Annotated in this window: 11 protein-coding genes; 10 read left to right on the forward strand and 1 reads right to left on the reverse strand. The window is 54.9% G+C overall.

Annotated features, from left to right (window positions below):
- The first annotated feature begins 96 nt into the window (after window positions 1-96).
- Window positions 97-504, forward strand: a complete 408-nt coding sequence (locus ABIE48_RS10260) for a DUF6223 family protein (protein WP_145023103.1) — start codon at window positions 97-99, stop codon at window positions 502-504.
- A gap of 139 nt (window positions 505-643) precedes the next feature.
- On the opposite strand, the gene ABIE48_RS10265 is transcribed toward ABIE48_RS10260, so the two are convergent.
- Complete coding sequence (locus tag ABIE48_RS10265; RefSeq protein WP_192714637.1) at window positions 644-1,540, reverse strand: alpha/beta hydrolase; 897 nt, start codon at window positions 1,538-1,540, stop codon at window positions 644-646.
- A 130-nt stretch (window positions 1,541-1,670) separates the two neighbouring features.
- On the opposite strand from ABIE48_RS10265, the gene ABIE48_RS10270 reads away from it, so the two are divergent.
- The 9 genes from ABIE48_RS10270 to ABIE48_RS10310 all read left to right on the forward strand — a co-directional run bounded on the left by ABIE48_RS10270 (window position 1,671) and on the right by ABIE48_RS10310 (window position 20,382).
- On the forward strand, window positions 1,671-2,636 hold the full coding sequence (locus ABIE48_RS10270; protein WP_192714636.1) for a helix-turn-helix transcriptional regulator: 966 nt from the start codon (window positions 1,671-1,673) through the stop codon (window positions 2,634-2,636).
- A 274-nt stretch (window positions 2,637-2,910) separates the two neighbouring features.
- Entirely contained in the window at window positions 2,911-8,376 is a 5,466-nt protein-coding gene (locus ABIE48_RS10275; RefSeq protein WP_192714635.1) for a HAMP domain-containing protein, read from the forward strand.
- A gap of 254 nt (window positions 8,377-8,630) precedes the next feature.
- Window positions 8,631-11,693, forward strand: a complete 3,063-nt coding sequence (locus tag ABIE48_RS10280; RefSeq protein WP_354518812.1) for a glycosyl hydrolase 2 galactose-binding domain-containing protein — start codon at window positions 8,631-8,633, stop codon at window positions 11,691-11,693.
- Window positions 11,694-11,783: 90 nt separating this feature from the next.
- On the forward strand, window positions 11,784-13,100 hold the full coding sequence (locus tag ABIE48_RS10285) for an alpha-L-fucosidase (RefSeq protein WP_354518814.1): 1,317 nt from the start codon (window positions 11,784-11,786) through the stop codon (window positions 13,098-13,100).
- Between the two features lie 27 nt (window positions 13,101-13,127).
- Entirely contained in the window at window positions 13,128-15,380 is a 2,253-nt protein-coding gene (locus ABIE48_RS10290; protein ID WP_192714634.1) for a glycosyl hydrolase family 95 catalytic domain-containing protein, read from the forward strand.
- A complete protein-coding gene (locus ABIE48_RS10295) occupies window positions 15,373-17,031 on the forward strand; it encodes a hypothetical protein (RefSeq protein ID WP_145021428.1) in 1,659 nt (552 codons plus the stop codon). Before ABIE48_RS10290 ends, ABIE48_RS10295 begins: the two co-directional genes overlap by 8 nt.
- Before the next feature lie 108 nt (window positions 17,032-17,139).
- Window positions 17,140-18,969: a sialidase family protein gene (locus ABIE48_RS10300; protein WP_192714633.1), complete on the forward strand. Its 1,830-nt coding sequence runs from the start codon at window positions 17,140-17,142 to the stop codon at window positions 18,967-18,969.
- Window positions 18,951-19,733 (forward strand): glycoside hydrolase family 28 protein, encoded by a 783-nt coding sequence (locus ABIE48_RS10305; protein ID WP_354518816.1) that lies wholly within the window; start codon window positions 18,951-18,953, stop codon window positions 19,731-19,733. Before ABIE48_RS10300 ends, ABIE48_RS10305 begins: the two co-directional genes overlap by 19 nt.
- A complete protein-coding gene (locus ABIE48_RS10310) occupies window positions 19,681-20,382 on the forward strand; it encodes a glycoside hydrolase family 28 protein (protein WP_354518818.1) in 702 nt (233 codons plus the stop codon). The genes ABIE48_RS10305 and ABIE48_RS10310 overlap by 53 nt, the downstream gene beginning before the upstream one ends.
- The last annotated feature ends 32 nt before the right edge of the window (window positions 20,383-20,414 follow it).

The following is a 20,414-nucleotide window of genomic DNA, read 5'->3' on the forward strand; positions in this document are numbered from 1 at the left end:
GTGGAAGCAGCCGATCTGTCACCGCTCGCAGTTAGAACGCGTGTCGTGTACAAGGCAGTGGTGAGGAACGAATCAAAAACAAAAAGGAGCTTTGGCATGAAAATAAAGATGGTGATGTTCGCTATATTTTGTGTTTTTCTACTTGTTCCGTCATTTGCTTCCGCTGCAGCGGCCAATGGTAATGTCGGATACGGAGAAGCTACCCCTGGGCGAATCTGGGCTTCGTTAGATGCGGTGTTGGGCTTGATCGGCGCGATCCTCGGCGGGCTTTCTTTGGCTCGCTCCGCAGGCCGATTCGGTAAGGGCAGTGGAAGGCGAGGGGCCATCGTGTCCGCGGTGGTGGGGCTGATTGTTATAGCCTACGCCCTGCTGCATTTGACCATTTTTACCGGAGATTTCGGAACCGGCAGCGGGCGAGCCGGAGCCATCATTGCCATTGTAGTGGGGCTGGTCAGCATCGTCCTTGCCGGGTTGACTTTGGCTAGAACCCACCATTCGGGCTGATGCGTAATCGTTAATTACCTGATTTCGGCCGACCTGGACCGCTGCAAGCGGTCCAACAAAAGAAATGCAATAACGAAAAAAATGCTCTCCTTATCGTATAAGGGAGCATTTTTATTAGCGAATCTTTAAACAATTGTATTCAACATCTGAGATGCTGTGTGATGAACAGTGCAGCACGGTCTAGGGCTTGATCGGCTTCATCAAGCATACCTGTGAACGCCTGGAACACATGCGGGACGTCGGCGGTAACGTCGAGGATGACATCAACGCCTGCTGCACGTGCACGATCGGCTAACTGCGTGGAATCGTCAAGAAGCAGCTCGTTGGTTCCGACCTGCAGCAGGATTGGGGGGAATCCGGTAAGATCGGCGAACCTGGCGGGGCTTACGAGTTCATGATTCGGATCCTGTCCTGCGAGGTACATCTCATCCGTCCATGCAAAGCCCTTACGGGTGAAGAACGGATCGAGCCCCATTTTGCTATCCATACTTGCCCCGGAATGCGTCTTATCGAGCCCCGGCGAGAACGTCACTACCGCTGCTGGCATCGGCAGGCCTGCGTCCCGTGCCATCAGGCAAGTCGAGACAGCAATACCGCCGCCGGCGGAGTCGCCGGCAAACGCAATAGACGACGCCTGGGCTCCATTGTCCAGAAGCTCACGATAGGCTGCGAGAGCATCCTCAAGAGCCGCAGGGAACGGATGCTCCGGGGCGAGGCGATAATCGAGTGAGACGGACCGGATACCGGTCTTGTCGACCAGGTTCGCGGTAAGGGACATAGCCGTGTAGGGGGAGCCCATAATATACGAGCCGCCATGGAAATAAAGAATGATTCCTGGGCGGGTATCCTGTGCAGGGTCAACGATCACACCGGGTCGATTACCAATGGTCGTCGGCGTGGTCCGCACGCCCGCAGGTACTAACATAGCTGCCATCATGGCAGCGAAGTTCGCGCGCATCTCCTCGACGGTTTGCTGCTTGGCGGGCTTAGGACGCCGCAGCATTTCATCCAATTTCTTACGTTGTTCTCTAGACATATGAAATAATCTCCTTCTCTTTTTTTATATCGCTTTCTACCGTAAATCTCTCCCAACGGTCCGGCGTATTCATAGTGTATAATATGAATGTGACAGAACTTGTCACTATAATCTTTTGGGGGTAAATATTATGGGGAAGTCGAGGCGGCTGATTGAATTGATGATGGCGGTAAATCGAAAGCGGAAATTCACCGTCAAAGAGCTTGCCGAAGAATTTGGTGTGTCTACCCGAACCATGCTGCGCGATTTGCAGGAGCTGAGTGGTATGGGAGTGCCTTTATACTCTCAAGTTGGTGCAGGAGGCGGATACCATGTTCTGACGGAGCGAAGCCTCCCACCGATCTCATTTACGGAAAATGAGGCATTCTCCATGTTTTTTGCTTCCCATGCCCTTCGACACTTCAGCTCGCTGCCATTCGAGGCATCTGCAAAATCCGCACTTCGAAAATTTTACAGGTATTTACCGGAAGATGTGAAAAGTCAGATCGACGAGATGCGAAACCGAATTGACTTCTTTACGCATACACGCTCGGAGCGTGCTGACTACCTTGAGTTATTGCTCCAAGCGTCCATTAGAAGGTTGCCCGTAACAATCAATTATGGAATTCGAAAGAATGGTACCAATGAAAGAACGATTCAACCCATCGGTATATATGCCCATGAGGGATATTGGTTTTGCCCAGCTTACTGCTATTTTCGAAAAGCTTTCCGATTATTCCGGGTAGATCGGATAGGGTCAGCCGTCTTAGCGGATGCCGAAGCGTCAACACCTACAGTGGATGTTTCAGAGGTGGATTTAACGAACTGGGGGCCTCATTTCTACAGCACACGGGAAAGCGTAGATGTTAAAGTGAAACTAACGGCAAAAGGGATTGAGTTATTCCGAGAAAAGAGCTGGATTTTCCCTTGGGGAGAAGTACATCGTTCCAAGGACGGCACAGGCACACTAGAAATGGGTATCTTCCCGTCCGAAATACCATTCTTTGCTGATTATTTTTTTTCGTTCGGTGCTGAAGCGGTCGTGCTCCAACCGGAAGAGCTAAGAGAAGCTGTCAGAACAAAGCTGGTCCGTGCTCTCGAAGAGTATAAAGTTTAAAAACTGCTAGTCTCCCGATTTCAAGTTTATTGGGGTGGATGTAGATTTCTTTCTCGAGTTAGTTGCGGAGAACAAGTGTCCTATGCAAAAGTAACTTGATACCTTCACGGCCGTCCAGCTATTTGGACGGTTTTTTGTGCTTTCGCTAAAGTGTAATTTTTAACTTTTAACTGGCAGAAAAATGACAGATTTTAATCGGCATAGTAGAATAATAGAGAAATCATGTTTATCAGTAATGAACGGTGTAAAATTATGTCGAGAGAGGGATTTGACCATGTCGGATCAGCATTTGAAACCGGATTCGCAAGAGAGCCAGGTTCAGTCCAAGGAACTGCTCGATGCGCTGATGGCTTTTAAAAAGGGAGATTTTACATACCGCATGCCATACGATCAGACAGGCATCGCCGGAAAAATCGCAGACACCTTTAATGAGATCATGGAAATGCAGGAGAGCCTTGTGTCCGAAATCGATACCGTTGCCAGGGTTGTCGGTAAAGAGGGCAAGCTGTCGCGCAGGTTTTCCCATAAAAATACCGGAGGGTCTTGGGAGGCGGCCGTAGAATCGTTAAACGGTCTTGTCAGTGACCTGATCCAGCCGACCAGCGAGATGGTGCGCGTGATCAACGCGGTTGCCCAGGGCGATTTGCGGCAAAAGGTGGATCTGGAGTTTGAAGGGCGGCCGCTGACCGGCGAATTCAAAAAATCCGCCAACAACATCAACAAGATGGTCAACCAGCTGAGCAAGTTTGCTTCCGAAGTGACCCGCGTAGCCAAAGAGGTGGGGACCGAAGGCATTTTGGGCGGTCAAGCCGATGTTGAAGGCGTCTCGGGGACATGGAAGGATCTGACCGACAGCGTGAACGGCATGGCGGCTAATCTGACGAGCCAGGTCCGCAGCATCGCCGAAGTGACGACGGCAGTGGCCAAGGGCGATCTCACCAAGCAGATCACGGTCAATGCCAGCGGCGAAATTTTGGAATTGAAAAATACGATTAATACGATGGTGGAACAGCTGTCGACCTTTGCGTCCGAGGTCACCCGAATGGCCCGCGAGGTCGGCACGGAAGGAAAGCTCGGCGGGCAGGCGAACGTCAAGGGTGTGTCCGGCACGTGGAGAGATTTGACGGAGAGCGTCAACGACATGGCCACGAATTTGACGGATCAGGTCCGCAATATTGCGGTCGTTACGACGGCTGTTGCCAACGGGGATTTATCGAAAAAAATTACTGCCAACGTTCAGGGTGAAATCCTGGAACTTAAAAATACGATCAACACGATGGTGGACCAGCTGTCCATGTTCGCTTCCGAAGTGACGAAGATCGCCCGCGAAGTCGGCACCGAGGGCATACTGGGCGGACAGGCGGAGGTCAGCGGCGTTGCGGGAACATGGCGTGATTTGACCGAAAGCGTCAACTCCATGGCCAGCAATCTGACCAACCAGGTACGCAACATCGCCGAAGTGACGACGGCGGTGGCGAAGGGCGACCTGTCCAAGCACATTACGGTTAACGCCAAGGGTGAAATTCTCGAGCTGAAAAATACGATCAACACGATGGTGGATCAGCTCAGCACGTTTGCGTCCGAAGTGACCCGCGTGGCCCGCGAGGTCGGAACGCTCGGCATGCTTGGCGGTCAGGCGCAGGTGAAGGGCGTGGCCGGCACGTGGCGCGATTTGACCGAGAACGTCAATTATATGGCCTCGAACCTGACGAACCAGGTGCGCAATATCGCCGTCGTGACGACGGCGGTAGCGAACGGGGACTTGTCGAAGAAGATCACCGCGGACGTGCAGGGCGAAATCCTTGAGCTGAAAAACACGATCAATACGATGGTGGATCAGCTCAGCACGTTTGCGTCCGAGGTCACCCGCGTCGCCCGCGAGGTCGGCACCGAAGGGAAGCTCGGCGGACAGGCCGAGGTCCGGGGCGTCGGCGGCACGTGGAAGGATTTGACCGAAGGCGTCAACAACATGGCCCGCAACCTGACGAACCAGGTGCGTAACATCGCCGAAGTGACGACGGCGGTAGCGAAGGGCGATTTGTCCAAGAAGATTACGGTCGACGTCAAGGGCGAACTGCTCGAGCTGAAAAACACGATGAACACGATGGTGGACCAGCTCAGCAATTTCGCGTCGGAAGTAACGCGGGTGGCCAGCGAGGTCGGAACAGAAGGCAAGCTCGGCGCCCAGGCGAACGTCAAGGATGTGTCGGGTACCTGGAAGGACCTGACCGATACGGTGAACAACATGACGCGCAACCTGACGATCCAGATGCGGAACATTGCTGGTGTGACCACAGCGGTCGCCAACGGAGATCTGTCCAAGAAAATTACGGTCGACGTCAGCGGCGAGCTGCTGGAGCTGAAAAATACAGTCAATACGATGGTCGACCAGCTGAATTCGTTTGCTTCCGAGGTCACGCGCGTCGCCCGCGAAGTCGGTACGGACGGCAAGCTGGGCGGACAGGCACAGGTGAGCGGGGTCGGCGGCATCTGGAAGGATTTGACCGACAACGTTAACATTATGGCGAACAATCTGACGGATCAGGTCCGCGGCATCGCCAAGGTCGTGACCGCCGTGGCGAACGGGAACCTGAAGCAGAAGCTGAACGTGGATGCGAAGGGCGAAATTGCCGAATTGGCCGATACGATCAACAATATGACCGAGACGCTGGATACGTTCGCCGATCAGGTCATTACCGTCGCCCGTGAGGTCGGCGCAGAAGGAAAGCTGGGCGGTCAGGCCAGCGTTCCGGGAGCCGCAGGCACCTGGCGGGATTTGACTGACAATGTCAACTATATGGCGAGCACGTTGACCACGCAGGTCCGTGCAATCACCAATGTGGCCACGGCGGTAGCCAAAGGGGATCTGTCCCGGACGATCGATGTCGCTGCGGCCGGCGAGGTTGCCGCGCTGAAGGACAATGTGAACGAAATGATCCGGAACTTGAAAGAGACGACCCGCATCAATACCGAGCAGGACTGGCTGAAGACCAATCTCGCCAAGTTTTCGAGATTGCTGCAGGGACAGCGCGACCTGTATGCCATCAGCCGCATGATCCTGTCGGAGCTGGCGCCGCTCGTGTCGATTCAGCACGGCGTCTTCTATATCAACGAGCCGGAGAACGACGAACCGGTGCTGACGCTGTTTGCCAGCTACGCCTACCAGAACCGGAAGCATCTGTCGAACCGCTTCCGTGCCGGCGAAGGGCTGGTCGGCCAGTGCCTCGTGGAGAAGCAGCGTATCCTGCTGACGAATGTGCCGCATGATTATGTCATGATATCTTCGGGACTCGGCGAAGCCGTGCCGCTCAATATCGTGCTGCTGCCGATTATATTCGAGGAGCATGTGCTTGGCGTGCTGGAGCTGGCGTCCTTCCGGGCGTTTACCGAGATCGATCTGGCTTTCCTGGATCAGCTGACCGAATCGATCGGCATCGTCGTGAACACGATGCAGGCCAACCGCCGGACGGAGGAGCTGCTCATGCAGTCGCAGTCCCTGACGGAGGAGCTGCAGAAGCAGCAGATGGAGCTTCAGCATACGAATGAGGAGCTGGAGGACAAGGCGAAGCTGCTCGTCCTGCAAAAGGCCGAGGTCGAGAGCAAAAACCAGGAGGTCGAGGTTGCGAAGCAGTTCCTCGAGGAGAAGGCGGAGCAGCTTGCGCTGACCTCACGCTACAAATCGGAGTTTTTGGCCAATATGTCGCATGAATTAAGAACGCCGCTCAATTCCCTCCTCCTTCTTGCCGAACAGCTTGCGGATAACCCGGATGAGAACTTGAGCGAACATCAGGTCAAATTCGCCAAAACGATCCAGGATTCTGGTCTGGAGCTGCTGAACCTGATCAATGAAATTTTGGATCTGTCCAAAATTGAATCGGGCACCGTAACGCCGGACTTCAGCGAAGTGTCCCTCAAAGCGCTGACGGACAGCCTTGAACGGTCGTTCCGCCCAATGGTGGATAACAGCCTGCTTGAGTTCAGCATCAAGGTGGATCCGAACGTTCCGGATACGGTGGTTACCGATCAGAAGCGGCTGCAGCAGGTGCTCAAAAACCTCCTGTCGAACGCTTTTAAGTTTACGGAGAAGGGTCAGGTTACTTTGGCCCTGCGGCAGGCCAGCGAAGGATGGAGCAAGGATAACGAATCGCTGAACCAAGCGCCGAACGTGCTGTGCTTCTCGGTCAGCGACACCGGAATCGGTATTCCGGAGGACAAGCAGCAGATCATTTTCGAGGCATTCCAGCAGGCGGACGGCAGCACGAACCGGGTGTATGGCGGCACGGGGCTCGGATTGGCCATTTCCCGCGAGATCGCCCAATTGCTTGGTGGGGAATTGACGCTTTACAGCGTCGTCGACAAAGGCAGCATTTTCAACCTCTACCTGCCGGTCGACACGGAAATGGGGCCGCTGGAGGAAACGCCGAAATACGTGCCGGAAATCATCGACGTCACGCCGCCGGAGCAGAAGCTGACCTTCAGCCGTAAGGCGGATGACGTGAACGACGACCGCGAACGGATCGAGCCGGGAGATCGCGTCTTTCTCATCATTGAAGACGACGTCAAGTTTAACGAAATCCTGCTGGAGCTGCTGCACCGGAAGAATATCAAGGCGGTCATCACGACAAAAGGATCCGGCGCACTCGAGCTGGCGAGAAAATACCAGCCTGAGGCGATTACGCTCGATCTGCGCCTCGGCGATATGGACGGCTGGATGGTCATTGAGCACTTGAAGAACGACTTGGCAACCCGGCATATTCCGGTCTGCGTCATCACCGTCGAAGAGGATGAAGTTGAACTGCTCCGCAAGGGAGTCTATGAGTATGTCTGCAAGCCGGTCACCAACGAAGACCTCGAGAAGGCGCTGGATCAGCTGAGCCGGTTTGCCGCTGAACATAGCCGCAGCCTGCTGCTGGCCGCAACGGAAGATGAGCGCTGCCAGGAATGGGCGGCTCTTCTGGGCAGCGAGGATGTGCGGATCGTCATGGCGCATACCGCCCGGGAAGCGCTCGAGACCTTGAAGAATGAGCATTTTGACTGCGTGCTCGCGGATAACGATTTGGAGGATATGAACGTTCTGCAGTTCGTCCGGGAAATGCAGAAAAATCCAAAGAACAAGCACATGCCATTGGTCTTGAACCGGAGCGTCAAATGGAACCATGACCAGGAGGAGGAACTGGAAGAGCTGACCAAATCCGCGGTCATCAAAGAGGTCAAGACGCCGGCCCAGATGATCGACGAGACGACCCTGTTCCTGCACCGCAAGCCGGATGACCTGCCAGACCAGGCGGGAGAGCTTGTGCGCAAGCTGTATCAATCCGACGAGATGATTCAGTATAAAAAGGTTCTGGTAGTGGACGACGACATCCGCAACATTTTTGCCTTGACTACCATCCTGGAGCGTCATCAGATGATGGTCGTTCCTGCCGAAAACGGACATGAGGCCATTCAAATCCTGGAGCAGACGCCGGATATCGAGATCGTGCTGATGGACATCATGATGCCGGTAATGGACGGCTACGAAACGACGCGGGCGATCCGCAGCAAGCCGCAGTTCAAAGATCTCCCGATCATTGCTCTGACCGCCAAGGCGATGAAAGGCGACCGGGAGGAATGCCTGGAAGCCGGAGCATCCGACTACATTACCAAGCCGGTGAACAGCGCGCAGCTGTTGTCGATGATCCGCAGCTGGCTCGGAACGACGGCACCTGAGGAGGATGCCGGGCCGGACCAGGAGGAGTAGAAGGAACTCGCGTGAAATTGACGCCTTTTTGATAGGGACACATACCCTCCCTTTCGGAACGTACAGAAACCCACAAGAGAGACACTTTGATGAAAAGTGTTCCTTTTGTGGGTTTTTTTGTATTCCATATCCATTCGGTCGCCGTATGGTTGAAATGACCTATGAATATGCAGGGTTGCCGGATTGTGCACCCATATTGGGGGTGCTACGATTATCAAAAAAAGTTGCATTATGGAAAAAAGGAGGATTCCCGATTGTCTTCTACAGAAACGGAAACGGGCAGGCTGCAGGCCATGAACCCTTTTGCAGAAATTGCCTTCCGCGAGCATCCTTTGGCCAAAGAGGGCATGGAAGAAATAAAGCCGAGAGTGTGGGAACGGAAGTTGTTCCGCAGCAGTGAGTCGGCTGCTGAGCCCTATGTGGTGAAGGGCTTTGACGAGCATTTGAAATGGTTTGAAGAGGAGCTGAACAGGCTTCGTATGCAATATCGCCCTTATTTACGAAGCCTGTCGCCGTCCTCTGTCTATATACGACCCAGCCAGGAGCTGACCCGCTTTGACTTTCGGTACGCCGATGAACGGCGCGGCGAATTTTCGCAGGTGCTGCTGGGGGAGGGAGAATGGGAGCATGTATCTATTCCTGATTTTCGCGGACCGACCAAGGAAAAGGGAAGGTGGACCGGCTACTACCGCACAACGTTCAACGATCCGAAGCCGCAAGCCGGACACAGGGTATTCCTTGTGTTTAAGGGCGTTGACTATGAGGCGACCGTTTACGTGAACGGCAAATGCGTCGGGATGCATGAGGGGCTGTTTGCGCCGTTTGAGTTCGATATTACTTCCTTGCTCGAAGAGACAAACGTGCTTGTGGTTGAAGTGAAAAATGATTACCCGATGATGGGTGTGAACGGTACGCGCCTGGACGGTGACAAAATGTATGCCGCCACGGGTCCCGGCTGGGACGACCCGGTGTACGGCTGGCATCACTGCCCGCCGGGTGCGGGAATTTACAACCGCGTCTATTTGGAGGAACGGTCCGGGCTGTTTGTCGATGATATTTTTGTCAGGCCGGACCCCGAAAACGGCTCTTTCGAGGCTTGGATCGATGTAACGAATACAACGGCCGGATTGATTGAAGGGGCAGAGCTGTCCATTGACGTTTATGCGGATAATTTTGAAGGCAAGGGACTCTCGGACATTTGCTTTCCGATTCATTACGCAGGTCCAGGCAGCAACAATTACCGGTACAAGATTGACTTCGAGTCAGCCCGTTTATGGGAGCCGGATGACCCCTGCTTGTACCGGATCCGGGTAAGTCTGAGGCGCGGAGGAGAGCTGCTGGACGTAAAGGACCGCTGTTTTGGCATGAGATCCTTCCGGATGGATGAAACGGAAGAGCTTAAAGGGTCACTGTGGCTGAACGGCCGGAAGGTGATGCTGCGCGGAGCGAATGAAATGGGGCATCTGCAGCAGTGTGTCATGCAGGGAAACGAAGAACAGCTGATCGACGACATTCTGATCGCCAAGCTTGCGAATATGAACTTCTACCGGATCACGCAGCGCCCCGTGCAGGAGGAAATCTATGAGGCCATGGATCGGCTCGGCATGATGAACCAGTGCGATTTGCCGGCGTTCAGCTACATACGCAGAAGCAAATTCAGTGAGGCGGTGCGTCAAGCCGGTGAAATGGAACGTATGGTCAGAAGCCATCCGAGCGTCATTATGGTATCGCTGATCAATGAGCCGTCCCGCCCGGCCAAACGTGGGAAAGGGCACCGGCATTTGTACCGGGATGAGCTTGAAGCTTTTTTCGTCTCCGCAAGGAATGCCATATCTCTTGAAAACCCTGACCGTGTCGTGAAAAATGCCGAGGGGGACTACGATCCGCCGACCGAAGCCGGTTTGTCCGATGTTCACTGCTATACGATGTGGTACACGAATCATATGATTTCGTTCGGAGAGCTGTACAAGGGCGGACTCCCGCCGATCAAGAAAGGCTGGAAGACCGGGTTCGGTGAGTATGGCTCGGAAGGGCTGGATCATCTTGCCCTGATGCAGCAGCGTTATCCTAAGGAATGGCTGCCAAAGCGGCTGGATGAAGTTTGGATGCCGGATGCGATTGTGGACAGCCAGACCTACTCGCTGCATGGGGATTGGTATCCGGAATCAGAACGGATTGAAGATTGGATTGAGAACAGTCAAAAATATCAAGCCTTTGTCACCACCTTGATGACGGACGCGATCCGCAGGCGCTCAGATCTCATTGTGCAGTCCGCCATTCACCTTCTTATCGATGCCTGGCCGTCGGGGTGGATGAAATCTCTCGTAGGAGCAGACAGGGTGCCCAAGCCCGGCTACTTCGCTTACCGCGACAGCCTCACGCCGCTGCGTGCCCACCTGCGGGGAGACCGCTGGCGCGCATATGCCGGCGAGCTCATTGAGCTGGAAGCTTGGCTGCTTAACGATACGCCTTGCGACTACGAAGGGCTGCGGCTCGTTGTGACCCTTCGGGATGACGACCGTGACTTTGCTTCTTATGAGCTGAATGCGGAAATCGGGAGCGCCGCATCCGCTTGTGTCGGAACTGTGCAGCTCCGCATCCCGAAAAATGAAGGACGAAGAAAGATCCATGCCGATATTTCGATGTATAACCGAAGCGGTGAGCATCTGAACTGCGAACGCTTCAGTATGGAGGTATTTGCAAGGAACGAGCAGGCAGTGAAAGCAGCGGCCTCTTCCACGATTGTCACCCTTGGGCAGAACGCGGAAGCTTTGATCACGGCCATGGGGGCAGAGTGCAAAAAATACGAGGCCGGACGCCCGTTTGATGTCATTGTGATGTCATCTCTCGAAAACTACCTTCAATATGAACCGCAAATCGCAAGTTTGATTCGTGCTGGAGCAAGAGCAGTCATTCTTCCGGATGAAGAGGGGGGGACGGACTGGCCCATTGGCGGAGATGTGGTGCAGCAGACGAAGGTGAGCAGCTTATACACGCTCGCTTTTGATAAAAATGAACAGCGGCTCAAGTCGTACAGACTGAGCGATTTTCAATATTTCTATAACCAAACGTCGGATCGGATGGACGCGCTTACACGCTGCGCATGGCAGTCGGAATCGGTCGTGCCGCTTCTGTATACCTACGAGAAGCCGAAGCAGGGCTCGGATTCTGAGGGAACGCGCAAAAGGCGGGTGCCCGTCGTAGGCTCCGTACGTCTCGGCGCCGGAGAGTACATCATGCTGGGATTGCGGCTGGAAGGGAGAATCGGCTTCAATCCGCCGCTGGATTTACTCATGCAGGATCTTGTCCTTGGGTAGGGGGCAGTCCGTGCAAAAAGTACGAATGACAGCCACAATCGATAAGCGCTGCCGAGTCCAATCAAAGAGCTGTATTAGGAGGAAATGAAATTGACTAATCCGTTGATGCATCAGAACGAGCGAACAGAATGGTTTACGCATGACCGGTTCGGCCTGTTTATTCACTGGGGATTGTATTCGCTGGGTGCCCGCCACGAGTGGCTGAAATCCCGCGAATTTATGACAACCGAGCAGTACGATAAATATTTCAAACGGTTCGATCCGGATCTGTACGATCCTGAATTGTGGGCGGAGGCAGCTTCCAATGCCGGAATGAAGTATTTCGTCATTACGACGAAGCATCATGAAGGCTTCTGCTTATGGGACTCCAAGCTGACGGACTATACGGCGGTTCACTCCCCGGCAGGGCGTGATTTGCTCCGGCCCATGGTGGATGCGTTCCGGAAGCGTGATATGAAAACAGGCCTGTATTATTCGCTGCTCGATTGGCATCATCCGGATTACACCGTCGATGTGAAGCATCCGCTGCGCTACCATCCGGAATTTATCCAGCAGGACCGCAACCGCCAGTTTCAGCGTTATGTCGATTACATGTTTGGACAAACGAGAGAGCTGCTTACGGGTTATGGACCAATCGACCTGATGTTCCTGGACTTTTCCATTCCACCGGAAGAAGGATTCCCCGGCAAAGGGAAAAACGAATGGCAGAGCGAAAAATTCGTGAACATGGTCCGCGAGCTGCAGCCGAATATCCTGCTAAACGACCGGCTGGAAGTCGCCGGGGATATTACGACGCCGGAGCAGTATATGCCGAAAGAGTGGGTCAAGGTCGGCGGCCGCCCCGTGGTCTGGGAGGCTTGCCATACATTCAGCGGCTCGTGGGGATATTACCGCGACGAGGAATCTTGGAAGAGCGTCGACATGCTGATTAAAATGCTGATCGACAGCGTAAGCAAAGGCGGCAATTTGCTGCTGAACGTTGGACCGACGGGACGCGGAGAGATTGATGAACGCGCGCTGGAGCGCCTGCAGGGCATTGGCGAATGGATGAAGCGGCATGACCGTTCGATCTATGGCTGCACCGCCGCACCTGAAGGTGTGAAGGCACCGGACGACTGCCGTTTTACGTACAATCCGAAGACGAATCGCCTGTATTTGCACATATTCAGCTGGCCGTTCAAGTCGATCCACGTGAGCGGATTAGCAGGGAAGATCGAATACGCACAGCTGCTGAACGACGCATCGGAGATCAAGATGAAGCAGGGTGCGAAGGCAAGCTCGATGGCTGCCGGAGCGTTAAGCGAAGGTAGGGATGCGGACACTGTAACGCTGAGCATCCCGGTGAAGAAGCCGAATGCGGCCGTCCCGGTCATCGAGCTGTTTATGAAACCGGGAGCTTTTGCTTAATATCCCGCGAAGAAAGGGGGAGGTCCTGTGAAAGCCGGTAAGGTCAACATATCCTACGAAGTGCCGTGGACATTGGACACCGCATATTGCCATGATGGAATTCCGCTCTCGAACGGCGTGTTCGGGGCGCTGGTCTGGTTTCAAGACCAGACGTTGATGCTGACGGTCAACCGTGCCGATTACTGGGACCACCGCGGTGGCACCGTATGGCGGGAAGATTGTACTTACGATCATTTAAAAGAACTGCTGACGAGCGGCGACTTCGAAAGCGCGCGCGGACTGTTTCCGACTTCGATCATGAATGGCAAGGAGAAACGGCCGACGCGGCTTGCGATGGGCCGTTTTGAAGTGAAGCTGAAACCGGGAGCCCGGATTCAATCCGCCTCCCTGCTGTTAAATGAAGGGGAAGCCCGGCTGCTCTGTCATGATGAGGGAAGGGAGCATCTGATACGCCTAACCATAGCGATCGATGAGCCCGTCCTGCTGCTCTCGGACCCGGACAGCCTCGTGACAGCCGTGAAGCCCGTACCGTCCTATTCGTTTGCCCGGACGAAAGCTTACTTCGATGACTTCGGAATCGCTGCGCCATCCTCCGTGGAAGACGGATGGGTGCAGGAGCTGCCGGAGGATCCGTCTTGCGCGGTGCTGCTGCGCCAGCAGGAGGGGTTGTTTGCCATCGCAGCGGAATACGGGGCCGGTCCGGAAGAAGCGGTAGGCAGGACGCGCGCGGTCTTGGATGCATACTTAAGGCCTGCTGCGGGTTACGACAGCATCGCGGAAGGGACACGGGAGCATTGGCGGTCATTATGGAGAGAAGCTGCGGATATCCATCTCCCCGATGACGACATAGAGCGGATGTATTATTTGGGCATCTATCGGATGCTGGGGAGCTCCATGCCCGGCCGGGTCGCACCGACGCTGCAGGGCCCGTGGGTGGAAGAATTCCGGAATCCGCCGTGGAGCTGCGATTATCATTTTAATATTAACGTTCAGCAGTGCTTGTGGCCCGCCTACGGTGCGAATTTGATGGACTGCCTCATGCCGCTATTCAAGATGATCGACGGCTGGAAACCGATATTAGCCAGGAACGCCAAGCGATTTGTCGGCATAGAAGACGGGTACATGCTGGGGCATTCGGTAGACGACCGGGGTCATCCTGTCGGCGGGATGTGGACCGGAACGATCGATCAAGCGAACACCTCGTGGATCGCCCAGATGATGTGGCAGTACGCCCGGTATGCCGGTGATGAGGCCTTCATGCTGGATGAAGTACATCCCTTCATGGTAAAGACGCTTCGCGTGTTTCGCGAGATGATGGAGCGGGATAGTGATCTATATTCGCTCCCGGTGAGCGTTTCGCCTGAATTCGGTGGTTCGTCGCCGAAAGGGCTCGCCCGGAACTCGACCTTTTTCCTCGTCAATGTACGATTTTTGTGCGAGAAGCTGCTCGAACTTGAAGAGAAGTACGCCGTCGATCCGGAAGCTGCAGCCATGGTTGCGGATATCTATGAGAAGCTTCCGCCTTACACGGCCGGCCCAAGGCAATTTCAGGAGTTCAGCACCAAGCCTGGGCTCGAGCTGTACCTGTGGGAAGATCAGCCGCTGTCCGAATCGCACAGGCACCATTCGCATTTAGCCGGCATCTTTCCTTTTGACACGATGGATATGGCCGATCCCGCCCAGAAAGAGGCGGCAATGAATGCTTACAGGTCATGGGTCGATAAAGGGATGGGACGCTGGTCGGGATGGTCGATGCCTTGGGCATCGATCCTGCACAACCGGCTGGGATCCCCCGACATGGCTCTCTTGTCTCTTCGGCTTCTGAAGGATGTGTACATGATGCCAAGTTATGCGACAAGGCATAATGCCAATTACAGAGGCTTCAGCGAATTTACGGGCGGTGACGTCATGCAGGTCGAGGCTTCGATCGCCGCGGCCGCTGCGATCCTGGAAATGTATGTGAGCTGCGTCAGGGGGACCGTCCGCGTGTTCAGCGGTCTGCCGGGGCGCTTCAAGGATGCGTCTTTCTCGGGGATCCGGACGGAGGGCGCCTTTCTCCTCTCGGGCGTTAAGTATTCCGGAAAGGTGCGGACGGTTACGGTACTCAGCGAGCGGGACGAAACGCTTCGGCTCGCCAATCCTTTTGGAGGAAGGGCAGTTATTCGCAAGGAGGGTTCGCTGTCCTGGACGGAGGAGGACGTCATTGTCCTGGAGCTCCGGCGCGGCGAATCCCTTATCCTTGAAAACGCGGAGAATGGAGGAAAACCAGTAAATGAGTAACCGATCTTCAGCAAGCAGCACGAGATTCGGCATTCAGGGACCTGTGGTGGCCTGGCAGGATCCTTGGGCGGGTGAAGCGTCTGACCGTGTGATGCGGACGGGAACGGGTGCGGTGTACCCCTCCCAGGACGACACGCCTTCCGGCGAGTCTTTTGTATCCGCGCTGCAAAGCCTGGGTGCGGATTTCTTCGTTCATCATGTGCTGCCAGGCATGGAAGGCTTCAAAGACATGCTGGAGGAAATGAAACGGTCCGGCATGGACGTCTGCCTAGGGAACGAGTACGGCAACATTAACGGCCCTTGGGTGGATGGAACAAACCGGTGGGACGTGCCGGATGAGGCCTTTACGGAGGCGGCAGGGAGCGGAAGGCTGATCGGACTGCTGTATGATGAGCCGGAGCATTTGCAAATCAATGCGGCGCAGTACCGGAAAGACGGTTGGCATCCGCACTGGGGTGCAACCGACGGGCTTGAGCTGAAGGAAGCGGCCGCCGCGGTTGCGAATACCGTTCAAGACCGGGTCAGCCGCGTCTTGGAGCTGGCGAAAAGCAGCGTATCCGTCCAAGCGGATATACCTCTAATTGCCGAGCAGGTGTTTCCGGTTATGTTCCATGTGCATGCAAGCGGCGGCATGGCGGTGTGCCCCAAGATTATGAAGGAGTCGTTTCAGGCGCTGCAGCTGGGCACGGCGCTTGGGGCTGCCAAGCAGTACAAGCGGCCGATGTGGATATGCGCAGATCTGTGGGGACCGGACATCGGCCATTGGTTTACCAGACTCTCCGGGTTCCCCGGCCACTCGCCCGAAGAATTCGCATCGGCCTTGCGGATGGGCTATTTGATGGCCCCTACGCATTTATTTGCGGAGAACGTGGATGCGCTGCTACACTACCGGGATCACCGATTCGTGCAGACGGAATTCGGAGAGGTATGGCAGCAGTTCATCCACGAATATGTGCCATCACACCCCCTGAATTGGTCGCATGCCGATATTACTCCCGATACGGTCCTGATTCATGCGGATGACAGCAATTACGGCCAGAATGCAAGACTGTTCGGCAGCCGGACCGGTGAAGCTTCGGAATCGACGAAGAGCGTATTCGCGGCATGGCATTTGCTCAGTCACGGAACCATTCCTGCGCACGGCAGCTGCATGCATATTCCGGGTTATGACTTCCCGCGGCATAAGCTGAAGCGGCATGCCGCCGCCGGCAGCTTCCCTCTGCCTTCGGGTTGTCCGGATCTGCCGCAGACGGCGATGCATACGCTGTTCAACCCTGTAAATAACGTAATCGTTTTCGATGAAACGGTGCGGTACGAGCAGCTCGGACAGCCTAAGCTGATTCTTGCGGCCGGATCGCGATTATCCGAAGAGACGGCTGCGGCGATTAGACGCCTGGCGGAGGAGGGCTCCGTCGTCGTCATCATGTCATGGCTTGCGCCGAAGGCCTGGCGAGAAATCAAGCTCTACCCGAGCGGGGGAGCTTGGGTCGTGACGGACGACTTCTTGAGCGGAGAGGCATGCGAAGCGGCCGCCCCTCACTTGGGGTCCGATGACTGCTGGAGACTCCGCTTTGGAGAACATGAAGTTCGTTTCTATAAGGGGGACCCCACCGGCCGGACGCTGGAGATCGAGGCGTTTCACCGTTCATGAATTGCCGAATGCTGTTTTTCCCCCTATAAAAACAGCCGGTTTAACCTATAAACGAAACGGCGGGAACGTGTAAAGTTATTGTCAGGTGAACGACAAAGGAGAGCAGGCATGAAGCAGTTGGAAAATCATATTCGATATGTTGGCGGTGTGACCGCGAATACGGATTATCATCACGGGCAGCTGCGCCCGGTTGTCGGTGTCCGCAGCAGGCAGGCTGTCAGGGCCAACCGTACAAGGCCCGAGCTTTCGGACGGAACGGGGTGGACGTATAACCATGCCCCGATGCTGGCTTATTGGAAGGGACAATTTTATCTCGAATATTTAAGCTGCCCAGTACATGAGCATGTGCCGCCGGGGCAAACACTGTTGTCGGTTTCCAAGGAGGGCTGGCATTGGTCGCCCCCCGTCGTCCTGTTTCCGCCTTACCGGCTGGACGAGGAGTTTGTTTATCCTGACGGAGAGTGGACTCCGGAAGGGACGTACAGCGTCATGCATCAAAGAATGGGCTTCTATGCTTCATCCAATGGACGATTGCTGGCATTGGCCTTTTATGGATTTTGTCCTCAGCCGAGCATCAGTCCGAACAACGGCAGGGGCATTGGCCGCGTGGTCAGAGAGATCATGGAGGATGGCAGCTTCGGACCGATATATTTTATCCGTTTGAACCGGCATGCCGGGTGGACGGAGCAAAAGGTTCAGTATCCCTTGTTCACCGCTTCCGGCGATCAAGGTTTGATTGAGGCCTGCGAGGAACTGCTCGCAGACCGTATAGCTACGCTGCAATGGTGGGAGGAAGACCGCAGTCCCGATGATTTCTACGCCGTGAAAGGCGGAACCGCCTTTAATTCATACAGGCTGCCTGACGGAAGTATCATGGGACTGTGGAAGCATTCGGTCCATGCGATATCGGAGGACGAAGGGCGTTCATGGACGCCGCAGAGTCGTGCGGAATCCCTGATCATGGCCGGCGGCAAAGTATGGGGCGAACGCACCTCGGACGGCAAGTACGCGCTTCTATACAACCCTTCGCCTGTCGGAAATCACCGCTGGCCGCTTGCGGCGGTAACGAGTGATGACGGCCTCAATTTCGATGACATGCTTGTCGTCAACGGGGAGGTCCCGCCGCGGCGATTTTACGGTAACCACAAAAATTATGGCATGAGTTACACCCGTGGCATTGAAGCTGGGGATGCGCCTCCAGGCGGCATGTGGGTAACCTACAGCTCGAACAAAGAGGACATATGGGTGAGTGAAATTCCTGTTCCGATGCGTTCCACGGTTAGTGAGCCTGTCCACGATACGTTTAACGGCTTGAAGGAGGAAGACAGGGTGCCGGATTGGAATTTGTACAGCCCGCTGTGGGCCAGTGTTTCCGTTTCCCCCGTTCCGTCCGAAACAAACCGAAGCCTGGAGCTGTGCGATTCGGATCCTTACGATTATGCGAAGGCGGAGCGCGTATTTCCTGAATGTACTGCGGGCGAGGTGAGGATCCGACTGATGGCGAAGCAGTCTGACCGAGGACAGTTATATATCGAACTGTGTGATGCCAAAGGGTCTGCAGCGATACGTTTGCGGTTGGACTCAGGCGGTTTGCTGCAGATGCTTCAAGCCGGCACATGGACAACACTGCAGCCGTATGAGCCCGGAAATTGGTACGACATATTCATTTCTTTTGATACGTCCAGCCAGCGCTTCGCCGTCAAAGTGAACGATGACGACACTTCAAAAGCGTATTCATTTTCCATGCCGGCTTACACGCTCGAAAGGATCACGCTCAGAACCGGTCCGGCCCGGCGGGAACCGAACATTGAGACGCCGCTGGTTACGGGGGATGTTGCGCATCCGGACGAACCGGTCCCTGCCGTTCATTATTATATTAATGAAATGCATATCAACCCGTTGAAAGGAGATGCCGATCCATGGCAGCGACAAAGCTGACGGAAGAAAAAGATTTGCCTTTCGATATGCCTGCAGTGGAATTGCCCGTCATTCCGGACAGGGAATTCAATATTGTTGATTTCGGCGCGATAGGCGACGGGCGGTTTAACAATACGAAGTCCATCCATGCAGCGATTGAAGCTTGTGCATCGCAAGGGGGAGGGACGGTCCTCATTCCGGCGGGAATTTGGCAGACCGGGCCCATTCGCCTTCAGAGCTGTATACGGCTGCATACCGAATCCGGTGCGCTCGTGATCTTCAGCAGCAACCGTGATGATTACCCGCTGATTCTTACGAGTTATGAAGGGCTGCGCACGGTGCGCTGTATCCCGGCGATTTACGGAGCCGATCTGGAAAACGTTGCGATCACGGGACATGGCGTTTTTGACGGATCAGGAGAAGCCTGGCGTCCGGTCAAACGGATGAAATTAACAGATGGCCAGTGGCAGAAACTGCTGAGCTCCGGAGGTTATGTCGAAGGGGGAACCTGGTGGCCGACGGAGATGTCTTTAAAGGCCTCAAGTCTTGTCAAAAGCTTGATTTCGAAGAACATTCAGGATCCGGCGGCTTTTCAGGCCGCCCGCGATCATTTGCGTCCAACGCTCGTGCAGCTGGACCGCTGCCGGAAAGTATTGTTCGACGGTCCCACCTTCCGGAATTCAGCAGCATGGAATGTTCATCCTTGGTTATGCGAACACGTGACGATTCGGAATGTCTCGATCCGCAATCCGTGGAACTCACTCACAGAATGGCGACGGACTTGATCTCGACTCCTGCCGTTATGCAAGCATCTACGATTCGGTCTTCGACGTAGGGGATGATGCGATCTGCATCAAATCAGGCAAGGATGCGGACGGCCGGGATCTCGGAAGGCCGACGGAATACGTGACGATCCGAAACTGCCAAGTGTTCCACGGGCATGGCGGCTTCGTCATTGGCAGCGAAATGTCGGGCGGCGTCCGCCATGTTTACCTGACGGATTGCGTATTCATCGGTACGGATGCCGGACTCCGCTTCAAAAGCACCAGGGGTCGCGGGGGGACGGTGGAGAAAATTTTTATTCGCAACGTCAGGATGAAGGATATTGGCAAGGAAGCGATTATTTTCAGTTCGTATTATTCGGGAAAGAACAACACGGAAGAGGCGGTCCCTGTTTCGGAAGAGACGCCCGTGTTCCGCGATTTTACGATCCGCGATACAACCTGCATTGGCGCCGGCAGAGCTGTGCTCATCAAAGGGCTGCCTGAAATGCCGGTTCAAAACGTCCTTTTCGAGAATGTGCTGCTGACAGCCCAAACGGGAGCAACCTGCGAAAATGTCGAACATATTGTGTTCCGGAACACGACAGTCATACCAGAGCAAGGAGAAGCATTTACAGTGGATGATGCAGAGAAGTTCATCATAGCTGAATAACTGTGACGCCACATGGACTGGGAGGAAAACGC

This window comes from Paenibacillus sp. OAE614 (genome assembly GCF_040546645.1).
Lineage (GTDB): Bacteria > Bacillota > Bacilli > Paenibacillales > Paenibacillaceae > Paenibacillus_AQ > Paenibacillus_AQ favisporus.